This is a genomic window from Mycolicibacterium duvalii (assembly GCF_010726645.1).
GTDB lineage: Bacteria > Actinomycetota > Actinomycetes > Mycobacteriales > Mycobacteriaceae > Mycobacterium > Mycobacterium duvalii.
Map to the genome: position 1 here is coordinate 1345681 of NZ_AP022563.1, position 12925 is coordinate 1358605.

Sequence of the window (12925 nt, forward strand, 5' to 3'; positions counted from 1 at the left end):
ATGTGTGTGCTTTCGTCAGGAGGCGAACAAGGGCCGGTCACGCTCGAGGTGCCGCTGGGCCAACACGTCGAGCAGCGGGTCGGACAGGTCGGCGAGTTCTTTCGTCGCGTCGGCTGCGGTCTGCTCGCACAGCGCGGCCAATCCGAACGTGACCGCGGCGACGTCGCCGGGGTCGAGGGCGAGCAGCCGCTGGGCGGCCGTGGCCGAGTTGGTCATCGTGGTGTAGACGACCGACAGGGCGGTCTGCGCGGGGGTCAGGCCACTCGCGCGGCCGACCGCACCGGCGGCGACCGACAGATGCGGCGTGGGACCGAGGCCGTCCCACGGGTGCGCCGGCCACACGCGGCGGGCCAGCCGGATCAGACCTCGGCCCTGCGCGCGCGATGCCTGGCGGGCGGCCGGAGACGGTGTGCGGGCGTCGGTTTCGACGTCGCCGTCGGCATCCGCCTCGGCCGACAGCGTGCCGTGGTGCACCGCCGCCGCCAAGGATGCGGTGACCAGGCCGGTGGTGCCGATGCGCCGCCGCAGGAACGCGGTCAGCGTGCTCAGGTCGACGACCAGGCCGCTGGTCACGGCTTCCTCCACTCCCCCGGAGTGGACGTGACCGCCGGTGGGCAGCCGCGAGTCCGACAGGGTCAGCAGCGTCGTCAGGTTGGCCATCGGGAACAGGAATCCGCCTAGAAGAGGAAGTATCTCTGCGCCATCGGCAGTTCGGCGGCCGGCTGTTCCTGCCACACCTCGCCGTCGATGCGCACGGTGAAGGTGTCCGGGTCGACCCGGATGTCGGGCAACGCGTCGTTGTGCGGCATCTGGGCCTTGCCGACGCCGCGCACGTCGGCGACGGGGACGAGCCTGCGGTTGACGGCGAGGCGGTCGGCCAGTCCGTCGTCGATCGCCGCTGGGGCGACGAAGTGCACCGAGGTCGTGGCCGCGGCCGCCGGCGCCGCACCGAACATCGGGCGCGGCAGCACGGGTTGGGGCGTCGGGATGGAGGCGTTGGCGTCGCCCATCGCGGCCCACGCGATCATGCCGCCCTTGATGACCGCATGCGGACGCACCCCGAAAAAGGCCGGCTCCCACAGCACGAGGTCGGCGAGTTTGCCCACCTCGACCGAGCCGATCTCGTGATCGAGGCCGTGGGCCACAGCCGGGCAGATCGTGTACTTGGCGACGTAACGTTGCGCGCGGGTGTTGTCGGCCCGGCTGTCACCGGGCAGGAACCCGCGGCGGCGCTTCATCGCGTGCGCGGTCTGCCAGGTGCGCAGCACCACCTCGCCGACGCGTCCCATCGCCTGCGCGTCGCTGCCGATCATCGAGATCGCGCCGATGTCGTGCAGCAGGTCTTCCGCGGCGATCGTCGACGGACGGATCCGGCTTTCGGCGAACGCGAGATCTTCTGGCACGCTGGGGTTGAGGTGATGGCACACCATCAGCATGTCGAGATGTTCGTCGAGGGTGTTGACGGTGTGCGGCCGCGTCGGGTTGGTGGAACTGGGCAGTACATTGGGGTGTCCCGCCACGGTGATGATGTCCGGCGCATGGCCGCCGCCGGCGCCTTCGGTGTGGTAGGCGTGGATGGACCGGCCCTTGATCGCGGCCAGCGTGTTCTCCACGAAGCCGGTCTCGTTGAGGGTGTCGGTGTGGATGTTGACCTGCACACCGGCCTGCTCGGCCACGGTCAGGCAGGCGTCGATGGCAGCCGGCGTGGTTCCCCAGTCCTCGTGCAGCTTGAAACCTGCTGCGCCGCCGCGTAACTGCTCCCACAGCGCCTCGCCGGCCACGGTGTTGCCCTTGCCGAGCAGCGCGACGTTGACGGGCCAGCCGTCCAGCGCCTCCAGCATGCGGGCCAGATGCCAGGAGCCGGGCGTGACCGTCGTGGCCTTGCTGCCCTCGGCCGGTCCGGTGCCCCCCGCGGCGATCGTGGTGATGCCGCTGCCGAGGGCCTCGGTGATGATCTGCGGACAGATCAGGTGCACATGGCAGTCGATGGCCCCGGCGGTGACGATACGGCCGTTGCCGCCGATGATCTCCGTCGACGGACCCACCACGAGATCGGGATGCACGCCGGACATGATCTCCGGATTTCCGGCCTTGCCGATCGCGACGATGCGTCCGTCGCGAATCCCGATGTCGGCCTTGATGACCCCCCAGTGATCCAGGATCACGGCGCCGGTGATGACGGTATCGGGTGCGCCGTCGGCGCGGGTGGCGCGTGACTGGCCCATCGATTCGCGCAGCACTTTCCCTCCGCCGAAGACCGCCTCGTCGCCGGCCAGTCGTGGTCCCCCGCTGCGGTCGTCGGTGATCTCGATGAACAGATCGGTGTCGGCGAGCCGAATTCGGTCCCCGGCGGTGGGTCCGTAGAGCGCCGCGTAGCGTGCGCGCGAAAGCGCGGTCACCGGGCCTCCTCGTCCAGTCGGCCGGGCGGGTCCAGGCTCAGACCGTGCACCTCGCGGAGACCGGCCAGCGGGACGAGGCGCACGCGTTGGGCCACACCGGGTTCGAACCTGATGGCGGTGCCCGCGGGGACGTCGAACCGGTGGCCGTGGGCGGCGGAGCGGTCGAAGTTCAACGCGCTGTTGGCCTGCGGCACGTGGACGTGGCTTCCGACCTGGACCGGCCGGTCGCCGGTGTTGACGACCTCCAACTCGAGCCGGCGGGCGCCGACGTTGATCTCGACTTCGCCGTCGCCGAACACGATCTCCCCTGGGATCACCGGCATCCCCTCACGGAATCGGGTGGTGGACGGTCACCAGTTTGGTCCCGTCCGGAAACGTGGCCTCGACCTGCACGTCGTCGAGCATCTCGGCGATTCCCTCCATCACCTCGTCGCGGCCGAGCACCTCTCGGCCGCTGACCATCAGCTCGGCCACGGACCGCCCGTCGCGGGCGCCCTCGAGGATGTGATCGGTGATCACCGCAACGGCCTCGGGATGATTGAGTTTGAGCCCGCGGGCCTGACGGCGGCGGGCCAGTTCGGCTGCATAGGAGATCAACAGCCGTTCCTGTTCATGCGGGGTCAGTCGCATAGTGGGCGATCCTGCCACGACATCGGGCAGTCAGCAGCGCGCCCGTCAGTCGTCGGGGATGTTCTGCAGCCGGACCTGCCCACGCGCCACGATGCGGTCCTGGTCGTCGGTGATGGTGATCAGCCACAGCTGCTGACGCCGGCCGCGATGGATCGGCGTCGAGGTGGCCGTCACGGTGCCGGTGGAGATGGCCCGCAGAAAATCGGTGTTGTTGTTGACGCCCACCACGGTGCCGCCACCGTTCTCCCGCAACCACACATGGCCCGAGACGCTGGCAAGACTCTCGACGATCGAGCAGTACACGCCGCCGTGCACGATCCCCCAGGGTTGCAGCAGCTTGTCGTGGATCGTCAGCTGTGCGCGGCCGCCCTCGGGCGTCACCTCCAGGTATTGCAGACCGAGCTCGGTGTCGAAGCCGTCGCCCAAACCGTCGAGACCTTCCGGACGTTGTGTGCTCACGGCGTCGTGTCTACACGCGGTGCCGCGGCGGCGGCGCGTGGGGGTGCCGGGAATGCAGACGGGCCCCGCGCCCACGGCGCGGGGCCCGTCCTCGTGTGGACCGGGAGTCTCTGCAGCCCTCAGGACTCCGGCTCGGTCCGGTGGATCGGCTCCGGAACTCTCTGCCTCGTTCTCCTTCAGAGTAGGCAAGGCTTGCCTAATTTAGCAAGACCTTCATCGAGTGGGTCCTCTTCATGCCGCGGACGGGGAGACCGAAACGCACCAACGCGTCGAGCACAGCCTGCCCGCGGCGCATGCTCACCAGCTCGCTCGAGCCGGCCAGGAGCGGAATCTGGGTGGCCGCGCCGACCACGGTGCCGCCGACGAGGTGCCACATCGCCGGGACCGACAGGGTGCCGCGGCTGACCTCGGCCAGCCGCGCGAACAGCGGAGCCAGGGCGCAATGGCTGCGATGGGCGACCCAGGTGGTCAACGCAGCTTCGCTGGGCAGCGCGACGATGCCCTCCTGGGCGGCCAGGCCGGCAGCCACGGGGCGGTCGGCGAAGTACGGGTCGTCGGGCAGCGCCCGTACCGTCGGGTCCTGGACGCCCACCCAGTCGATGGCTCCCTCGGAGTCGATATGCGCCCACAGGTTCTCCAGGCCGTTGTCCCACGCCCGGCCCTCGAGCGCCAGCAGCGGGACGACCCGTCCGATCACCACATGGGCGAGGGTCGCGGCCAGTTGCTGGGCGACGGCGGTCGGGCTGTCGGTCTCGGCCAGGCCGGCGTCGAACATCGTGGCCAACCGGTCTGTGGTGACGAGTTCGGCCAGGGGCCACCATCGCCGACGGGAGAGGTCGCCGATCACCGCCACGCCGTACACCCGGGGGCACGCGGCGTAGAGCTCGCGCAGCCGCCGGCTCGATTCGTGCAGGGGAAGCGGCCTGCTGATGGCCATGCTCGCGATGAGCGGATCGTCGACGACGACCGTCATGACACCTCCTCGATCAGTTAGGTTAGCCTTACTATAGTCATCGCTGCCGAAGGAGCCACCCCCTGTGACCCGACTCACGTCACCGCCCGAAACGGCCCCTCACCGGCCGGTCCCTCCCGTCCGGGACATGCCGCCGCGCGATCGCCCGGGGCGGCCGGCGGTCCGTACGACGCGCGGTAGTACCTCCGTAGTAAGCTGTGCTCAATCGCGCGCAGGAGATGAAGGGAAGATGGCCAAGGTGACTCGCCTCGGAGAGCTCGAGCGCTCCGTGATGGACCATCTCTGGTCCACCGGCGAACCGCAGACCGTCCGGCAAGTGCACGAGGCCCTGTCGGCCCGGCGCGATCTCGCCTACACCACCGTGATGACCGTCCTGCAACGGCTGGCCAAGAAGAATCTGGTCGTGCAGCACCGCGACGACCGCGCCCACCGCTACGCCCCGACGCACGGCCGCGACGAACTGGTCGCCGGGCTGATGGTCGACGCGCTCGACCAGGCCGCCGACTCGGGAAGCCGCGAAGCCGCGCTCGTGCATTTCGTCGAACGGGTCGGCGCCGACGAGGCGGCCGCGCTGCGCCGCGCCCTGGCCGAACTCGAGGACAAGGACCCGGCGGCCGGGCCCGCTGGCGATTCCGGTACCGGCTGAGAGACACTATCGGCGTGTCCGCGGTGGCCTTCACGATCATCGCCCTGCTGCTGTCAGGGCCGGTGCCCGCGGTGCTCGCGCGATCGCGCTGGCCCATGCGCGCGCCGCGCGCGGCCATCGTGCTGTGGCAGGCCATCGCGTCCGCGGCGGTGCTGTCGGCGTTCTCCGCCGGGATAGCCATCGCGCTGCGCCTGTTCCAGCCCGGCCCGGACGGCCGCCCGACCGCGACGGTCACCAGTTCGATCGCCACCCTGGGGTGGCCGCTGTGGACCGTCTACGTCGTGGTCTTCGCCCTCACGCTGGTCATCGGCGCGCGGCTGATCCTCTCCATCCTCAAGGTCGCGGTCGCCACCCGGCGCCGACGCGCCCACCACCGGATGGTCGTCGACCTCGTCGGCGCGTCCCAGGACAGCCTCCCCCGACTGTGTCAGCAGCCGCGACCGCTGGCCAACGACGGCCTGCGCATCCTTGACGTCGCCGAACCGCTGGCCTACTGCCTGCCCGGCGTCCGCAGCCGCGTCGTGGTCAGCGAAGGTGCCGTCAAGACGTTGTCCGACCGCGAGATGACCGCGATCCTGGCGCACGAGCACGCGCATCTGCGGGCCCGGCACGATCTCGTGCTCGAGATGTTCACCGCGGTGCGCGCGGCCTTCCCCCGCTGGGTGCGCAGCACCAACGCGCTCACCGCGGTACGCCTGCTCATCGAACTTCTGGCCGATGACGCCGCGGTGCGCACCACCGGTCCCCGGCCGCTGGCCCGTGCTCTGGTGACGTGCGCGTCCGGTCACACGCCCCGCGGCGCGTTGGCCGCGGGCGGCCCTTCGACACTGGTGCGGGTGCGCCGACTCGGCGGTGAACCCAACAGCCGGATACTGGCCGCGGCTGCGTACGGCGCCGCGGCAGCGGTGCTCTTCGTGCCCACCGTCGCGCTGGCGGTGCCGTGGCTGACCGAGTTGCACCGGCTGTTCCTCGCGTGATCGACCACCTTCCGCGGCGCCGCAGGCGCCGGATGTCGTGCTGTACTCGCAAACCGAAAGGGTTCCCGTTATGACGTCGCCTGAGGCCACAGCTGCAACAGCGCAGATCGGTGTCACCGGTCTGGCGGTGATGGGCTCGAACATCGCGCGCAACTTCGCCCGGCACGGTTACACCGTGGCCCTGCACAACCGGTCGGTGGCCAAGACCGACGCCCTGATCGCCGAGCACGGGTCCGAGGGGTCGTTCGTGCGCACCGAGACCATTCGCGAGTTCCTCGATGCGCTCGAGAAGCCCCGCCGGGTGTTGATCATGGTCAAGGCCGGTGACGCCACCGACGCGGTGATCGAGGAACTGGCCGACGCGATGGAGCCCGGCGACATCATCATCGACGGCGGGAACGCGCTCTACACCGACACCATCCGCCGCGAAAAGGCGATCCGCGAGCGCGGCCTGCACTTCGTCGGCGCCGGGATCTCCGGCGGCGAGGAGGGAGCGCTGCTCGGTCCGTCGATCATGCCGGGCGGACCGGCCGAGTCCTACGAATCGCTCGGGCCGCTGCTCGAGGAGATCTCGGCCCACGTCGACGGGGTGCCCTGCTGTACCCACATCGGCCCCGACGGGGCGGGCCACTTCGTCAAGATGGTGCACAACGGCATCGAGTACTCCGACATGCAGCTCATCGGCGAGGCCTACCAATTGCTGCGGGACGCGCTGGGCAAGACCGCCGGGGAGATCGCCGACGTGTTCGACGAGTGGAACGCCGGCGATCTGGACAGCTTCCTGGTCGAGATCACCGCCAAGGTGCTGCGCCAGACCGACGCCCGGACCGGCAAGCCGCTCGTCGACGTCATCCTCGACGAGGCCGAACAGAAGGGCACCGGCCGGTGGACGGTGAAATCCGCGCTCGACCTCGGTGTCCCGGTGACCGGCATCGCGGAGGCGGTGTTCGCCCGCGCGCTGTCGGGCTCGGTGGCCCAACGCAAGGCCACCACCGGGCTGGCCTCTGGCGATCTCGGTGAGAAGCCAGACGACGCACAGCAATTCGTCGACGATGTGCGACAGGCGTTGTACGCGTCGAAGATCATCGCCTACGCGCAGGGGTTCAACCAGATCCAGGCCGGCAGCGCCGAGTACGGCTGGAACATCACCCCGGGCGACCTGGCCACCATCTGGCGCGGCGGGTGCATCATCCGGGCGAAGTTCCTCAACCGCATCAAGGACGCCTTCGACGAGCAGCCCGACCTGCCGACGCTGATCGTCGCGCCGTACTTCCGCGCGGCGATCGAAACAGCGATCGACGGCTGGCGCCGTGTGGTGGTGACCGCCACCCGGCTGGGCATTCCCATCCCCGGCTTCGCCTCGGCGCTGTCCTACTACGACGCGCTGCGCACCGAGCGATTGCCCGCCGCGCTGACCCAGGGGCTGCGGGATTATTTCGGGGCTCACACCTACGGGCGCATCGACGCCGACCCGGCCGAGCGGTTCCACATCCTGTGGAGCGGGGACCGCAGCGAGGTGCAAGCCTGAACGCAATGTCACCCTGACAGCGCAGTCATGCATATATCTCCATGACGGCGCTCTCAGGGCGACATTGGGTAGCTCAGCCCGCCACTAGACTCGGCTGCGTGCAGTTTCTCGACGGGCAGCGGCCGCCGTACGACCTGACCTACGACGACGTCTTCGTCATGCCGGGCCGCTCCGAGGTCACGTCGCGCTTCGACGTCGACCTGGCCACGGTCGACGGATCGGGCACGACGATCCCCGTCGTCGTGGCCAACATGACCGCGGTGGCCGGCCGCCGGATGGCCGAGACGGTGGCCCGCCGGGGCGGCATCGTGGTGTTACCGCAGGACGTGCCCACCACGGCGGTCAAGCACACCGTCGACTTCGTGAAGAGCCGCGACACCGTGGTCGACACGCCGGTGACGTTGTCGCCCGACGACTCGGTGTCCGACGCTGCGGCCCTGATCCATAAACGCGCTCACGGCGCGGCGGTGGTGCTGTTCGAGAATCGGCCGATTGGGCTGGTCACCGAGGCGGCCTGCCGCGGGGTGGACCGGTTCACCCGGGTGCGCGACGTCGCCATCGCCGACCTGGTCACCGCGCCGGTCGGGACCGATCCGCGCAAGGTCTTCGACCTGCTCGAGCACGCGCCCGTCGACGTCGCGGTGCTCACCGAGGCCGACGGGACGCTGGCCGGGGTGCTCACCCGCACCGGCGCGGTCCGTGCGGGCATCTACTCCCCCGCGGTCGACCGCCACGGCCGCCTGCGCATCGCGGCCGCCGTCGGCATCAACGGCGACGTCGCCGCCAAGGCCCGCGACCTCGCCGAAGTGGGGGTCGACCTGCTGGTCATCGACACCGCACACGGCCACCAGGCCAAGATGCTCGATGCGGTCGCGGCCGTGCGTTCGCTGGATCTGGGGCTGCCGCTGGCCGCCGGCAACGTCGTCTCCGCCGAGGGCACCCGTGACCTGATCGACGCCGGTGCGTCGATCGTGAAGGTCGGCGTCGGTCCCGGCGCGATGTGCACCACCCGGATGATGACGGGTGTCGGTCGGCCGCAGTTCTCGGCGGTCGTCGAATGTTCCGCGGTGGCAAGGGAACTCGGTGCGCACGTATGGGCCGACGGCGGAGTGCGGCACCCCCGCGATGTGGCGCTGGCGTTGGCGGCGGGCGCGTCGAACGTGATGATCGGATCGTGGTTCGCCGGAACCTACGAATCCCCGGGTGACCTGATGCACGACCGGGACAACCAGCCGTACAAGGAGAGTTACGGGATGGCGTCCAAGCGGGCGGTGGCAGCGCGCACCGCCGGTGACAGTGCGTTCGACCGCGCCCGCAAAGCCCTGTTCGAGGAAGGGATCTCGACGTCGCGGATGAGTCTGGACCCGGTACGCGGCGGCGTCGAGGATCTGATCGACCACATCACCTCCGGGGTGCGCAGCACGTGCACCTACGTCGGTGCGGCCACCCTGCCCGAGTTGCACGAGAAGGCGGTGCTGGGTGTCCAGTCAGCGGCGGGTTTCGCCGAGGGGCACCCGCTGCCCACCGGCTGGTGACGGGTAGGCCAGCACCCCGCCCCCGTCGTCGTCGACCACCTCGACGGTGATCGCCGCGCCGGCCGGCAGATCGGGCCGTCCGGCACAGCGCAACGCGATCGGAGTGCCGTCGGAAAGCCGTGCGTCCAGCACGGTTTCGGCCCCGTAGAACCGCGACGCGGTGACGGTGGCCGGGGCCGCGGCCGGGTCGTGGCCCAGCCGCAGCTGTTCGGGTCGCAGCACCGCCAGCGCGGCACCGTCGGCCAGTGGCAGCCGAGCCCGTAACGGACCCAACGCAGTGTGCACCCGCTGGTTCTCGGCCGTGCCCGGAATCTCGATGGTGGCCCCGACGAAGCGCGCAATGGTCAGCGTGGTGGGGCGGTCGTACAGGTCGGTCGGCGTGCCGTGCTGAGCGATGGTGCCGTCGATCAGCAGCGCCACCGAGTCGGCCAGCGACAGCGCCTCGGACTGGTCGTGGGTGACCAGCAACGCGGTGGTGCCGGTGTCGCGCAGGATCGCGGCGATGTCCTCCCGCACCCGCACCCGCAGCCCGGCATCGAGCGCGGCGAACGGCTCGTCGAGCAGCAGCACGCGCGGCTGCGCCGCCAACGCACGCGCCAGCGCGACGCGCTGCTGCTGTCCACCGGAGAGCTGGTGCGGACGTGCACCGGCACGACCCTGCAGTCCCACCACGCTCAGCCAGTGCTCGACGCGACGCCGAACCTCCTCGCGGGGCGACCCGGAGATGCCGAAGGCGATGTTCTCGCCCACGCTCAGGTGCGGAAACAGCGCACCCTCCTGCGGCATCAGCCCGACCCGGCGCCGATGCACCGGCACGGTGGAGGCGCCGCCGGCGACCAGCTGCCCCCCGATCTGCACGGTTCCGGCATCCGGCTCCTCGAATCCGGCCAGAATGCGCAGCAGCGTGGTCTTGCCGCACCCCGACGGTCCCAGCACCGCGGTGATCGTGCCCGCCGGCACCTCGAGGTCGACGCCGGCGAGGACGTCGCGGTCCGCATAGGCCTTGCGGAGGCCGTGGGCGACGACGGAGGCCGCATGCTCAGTCACTGCGCACCCCGCCGGCGTTGGTGCTCCAGAATCCGAGCACGGCGGTCGGAACCGCAGCGAACACCAGCAGCGCCACCGCGTAGGGCGCTGCGGCGGCGTAGTCGCTGACTGAGCTGTAACCCCACAGCCTGGTGGCCAGCGTGTCGGTGCCGGTCGGATGCAGCAGCAGCGTCACCGGAAGTTCCTTCATGCAGGTCAACAACACCATCGCGGCGCCCGCCGCGATGCCGGGCGCAGCCACCCGCGCGGTCACCGTACTGAACGCCCGGACCGGGGTGCGGCCGAGGGCGCGCGCCACCTCCTCGAGCCGGATCGGCGCGGCTTCGATGGCCGCGCGCACCGACCCGATGGCCAGCGGCACGAACAACACGGTGTACGCCAGGATCAGCAGTGGCTCCCGCTGGTAGATCGGCCGCAGCAGCACCACCCCGAGGGACACCATCGAGATCGCGATGACGATGGCCGGCAGCCCGTGGGCGATGTAGCTGACACCTTCCAGGGTGCGGGTGGTGCGATCCCGGTGCCGGGCCGCGAGCACCCCCAACGGCAGCGCCGCGAGCGAGGAGGTGAGAGCCGCGGCCACCGACAACCAGATGGTCGAACCGAGCGCGTCGAACCACTGCGCGCTGTCCCAGCGCGGACCCGCGGCCATCAGCCAGTCGGCCAGCGCGACCGTGGGCACCACCACCGCAGCGCCGAGTACCACCGCCGGCAGCGTCAGCGCGAGTGCACGCCACCTGCCCAGATGGTTCAGCGGGGCCGGCCGGGGCGCGCCGCCGCCGACCCGCGAGGCCGACGCGCGTCCGCGCGCCCGGTGTTCGGCCACCACCAGCGCGATGGCGAAGATCAACAGCACCAGGGACAGCACTGCGGCGCGCGACGGATTGAACCCGGACCGGTAGGCGCCGTAGATCACCCACGTGAACGCCTCGAAACGCATCGCCGCCACCGCGCCGAAGTCGCTGAGCACATACAGCGCGACCAGCAGGGCGCCGGCGGCGATCGCGGCCCGGGACTGGCGCAACGTCACCCGGAACAGCACCGACCAGCCACCGAGGCCCAGCGAGCGTGCCACCTCCTCCTGGGCGGGGTCGACGCGGGCCAACGCCGCCATGGTCGTCAGCAGCACCAGCGGGTAACTGACCAGCGTCAACACCAGCGCCGATCCCCAGAACCCGGCCACCGTCGGGAAGGCCGACACCCACAGGTAGGCCAGCAGGTAGCTGGGCATGGCCAAAGGCAGCGTCAGCGTCACCGCCAACATCCGGCGCGCCCGGATGTCGGTGCGCGTCACCAGCACTGCCAGCGCGACCCCGAGCACCACGCAGCCGGCGGTCACCACCGCGACCAGCAACAACGAGCGGCCGACCAGCGCGGCGGTGCGGGGCTGGGCCAATTCCTCGAGGACGAATGACCAGCCGCGCTGCATGGCCCGCTCGCCGAGGTAGACCAGCGGGATCAGCGTCGCCGCGGCGACGGCCGACGCCGCCAGCACCAACAGCACCGGTGGGCGACGGCCCGAGGTGACCGACACCTGCGGTCAGTTGGTCAGCAGGCCGGTGTTGACCAGCAGCTCCTGCGTCGCCTCGATGTCGTCGAGTTCGGACAGGTCGACCGCCGGCGGTTGCAGCGTGCTCAGCGGCGGCATCTGCGCCGACGGCTCCACCCCGGCGGCCAGCGGGTACTCCGACGTCTCCTCCGCGAAGTACCGCTGCGCCGACTCCTCCACCAGGTAGGCCGCGAACCGTTGTGCGCCTTCGGGATTCGGTGCCGCCTTGAGCACGCCGACGCCGGCGACGTTGACCAGCCCGCCCGGGTCCCCCGGCGCCATGAACTTGTTCTGTGCGGTCACCTCGTCGGCGCCTTTGGCCGCGATCAGTTCGTACAGGTAGTAGTGGTTGACCAGCCCGAGTGCCACCTGACCCGAGTCGACGGCGTCGCGGACGGCCACGTTGTTCTCGAACGACTGCGGGTCCTGCGCCTTGAAGGCGCGCAGCCACTGCTCGGCACCGTCGTCGCCGCGCAGCACCCGCAGGCCGGTGACGAACGCCTGCCACGACGCGTTGCTGGGTGCGAAGCCGATCTTGCCCTTCCACTCCGGCGCCAGCAGCCCGTCGATCGTGTCGGGCGGATCCGGCGCCAGCGTCGGGTTGTACACGATCACCCGGGCCCGGCCCGAGACGCCGACCCAGGTGCCGTCGCTGGCGGCGAACTGAGCGTCGACCGCTTGTACGGTCTGCGGATCGAGCGGGGCCAGCAGGCCCGCCTTCGACACCGCGCCCAGCGCTCCGGCGTCCTGGGACAGGAACACGTCGGCCGGCGACCTGTCACCTTCGGTGAGCAGCTGGGCGGCCATCTCCCCGGAGCCTGCGTACCGGGCCTCCACCTCGATGCCGGTGTCGGCGGTGAACTGCTCGAGCAGCGGCGCGACCAACTCCTCGCTCCGACCCGAATACAAGACGATCCTGTTGCCCTCCTGGTCCTCGGACTGGGAGCCGCAGGCGGTGAACGCCAGCATGGCCAGCACCGTGGCGAGCGCGCCGGACCACCGGGAGATCGATCTCGTCATGTGCGTGTCTTTGTCCCTTCAGCAGCAATGCGCTCGGTCACGCCTTTGTCGCAACCTACCACCGGGTGAGGGCAGCCTCACCGATGCCGATCGCGGTCGGGACCGCCCCGCGATTCCGTTAGCATGTGAGGGATCGCCACGCCGATCCGCCGCCGTCGCGGC

General features: G+C 70.5%; 13 protein-coding genes. 4 read left to right on the forward strand and 9 right to left on the reverse strand.

Annotation, left to right across the window (positions count from 1 at the left end; translation table 11 throughout):
• Positions 1 to 15 precede the first annotated feature (15 nt).
• The 6 genes from G6N31_RS06265 to G6N31_RS06290 form a co-directional block, all read right to left on the reverse strand.
• A complete protein-coding gene (locus G6N31_RS06265; protein WP_098004660.1) occupies positions 16 to 660 on the reverse strand; it encodes an urease accessory protein UreF in 645 nt (214 codons plus the stop codon).
• 17 nt (positions 661 to 677) lie between these two features.
• The gene (locus G6N31_RS06270; RefSeq protein ID WP_098004659.1) at positions 678 to 2399 is read right to left on the reverse strand and encodes an urease subunit alpha; all 1722 of its coding nucleotides are present in this window, start codon (positions 2397 to 2399) and stop codon (positions 678 to 680) included.
• Positions 2396 to 2716 carry an urease subunit beta gene (locus G6N31_RS06275; RefSeq protein WP_163722433.1) on the reverse strand — a complete coding sequence of 107 codons (321 nt, stop codon included), beginning with the start codon at positions 2714 to 2716 and terminating at the stop codon, positions 2396 to 2398. Before G6N31_RS06275 ends, G6N31_RS06270 begins: the two co-directional genes overlap by 4 nt.
• Positions 2717 to 2726: 10 nt before the next feature.
• A complete protein-coding gene (locus G6N31_RS06280; protein ID WP_098004657.1) occupies positions 2727 to 3029 on the reverse strand; it encodes an urease subunit gamma in 303 nt (100 codons plus the stop codon).
• A gap of 45 nt (positions 3030 to 3074) precedes the next feature.
• Complete coding sequence (locus tag G6N31_RS06285; RefSeq protein WP_098004656.1) at positions 3075 to 3488, reverse strand: PaaI family thioesterase; 414 nt, start codon at positions 3486 to 3488, stop codon at positions 3075 to 3077.
• Between the two features lie 196 nt (positions 3489 to 3684).
• Positions 3685 to 4461 (reverse strand): iron reductase, encoded by a 777-nt coding sequence (locus G6N31_RS06290; protein ID WP_098004655.1) that lies wholly within the window; start codon positions 4459 to 4461, stop codon positions 3685 to 3687.
• A gap of 229 nt (positions 4462 to 4690) precedes the next feature.
• On the opposite strand from G6N31_RS06290, the gene G6N31_RS06295 reads away from it, so the two are divergent.
• The 4 genes from G6N31_RS06295 (at position 4691) to G6N31_RS06310 (ending at position 9147) form a co-directional block, all read left to right on the forward strand.
• Positions 4691 to 5107, forward strand: a complete 417-nt coding sequence (locus G6N31_RS06295; protein ID WP_098004654.1) for a BlaI/MecI/CopY family transcriptional regulator — start codon at positions 4691 to 4693, stop codon at positions 5105 to 5107.
• Positions 5108 to 5121: 14 nt separating this feature from the next.
• On the forward strand, positions 5122 to 6084 hold the full coding sequence (locus G6N31_RS06300) for a M56 family metallopeptidase (RefSeq protein WP_098004653.1): 963 nt from the start codon (positions 5122 to 5124) through the stop codon (positions 6082 to 6084).
• A gap of 70 nt (positions 6085 to 6154) precedes the next feature.
• On the forward strand, positions 6155 to 7612 hold the full coding sequence (gene gnd / locus G6N31_RS06305) for an NADP-dependent phosphogluconate dehydrogenase (RefSeq protein WP_098004652.1): 1458 nt from the start codon (positions 6155 to 6157) through the stop codon (positions 7610 to 7612).
• Positions 7613 to 7653: 41 nt separating this feature from the next.
• Complete coding sequence (locus G6N31_RS06310) at positions 7654 to 9147, forward strand: GuaB1 family IMP dehydrogenase-related protein (RefSeq protein ID WP_179964274.1); 1494 nt, start codon at positions 7654 to 7656, stop codon at positions 9145 to 9147.
• Here G6N31_RS06310 and G6N31_RS06315 read toward each other — a convergent pair.
• Genes G6N31_RS06315 through G6N31_RS06325 form a run of 3 tightly spaced genes read right to left on the reverse strand, consistent with a single transcriptional unit; the run spans position 9100 to position 12763 of the window.
• Positions 9100 to 10194 (reverse strand): ABC transporter ATP-binding protein, encoded by a 1095-nt coding sequence (locus G6N31_RS06315; protein WP_098004650.1) that lies wholly within the window; start codon positions 10192 to 10194, stop codon positions 9100 to 9102. The genes G6N31_RS06310 and G6N31_RS06315 overlap by 48 nt on opposite strands.
• A complete protein-coding gene (locus G6N31_RS06320) occupies positions 10187 to 11728 on the reverse strand; it encodes an ABC transporter permease (RefSeq protein WP_163722070.1) in 1542 nt (513 codons plus the stop codon). The genes G6N31_RS06315 and G6N31_RS06320 overlap by 8 nt, the downstream gene beginning before the upstream one ends.
• A 6-nt stretch (positions 11729 to 11734) precedes the next feature.
• A complete protein-coding gene (locus G6N31_RS06325) occupies positions 11735 to 12763 on the reverse strand; it encodes an iron ABC transporter substrate-binding protein (RefSeq protein ID WP_098004649.1) in 1029 nt (342 codons plus the stop codon).
• Positions 12764 to 12925: the final 162 nt, after the last annotated feature.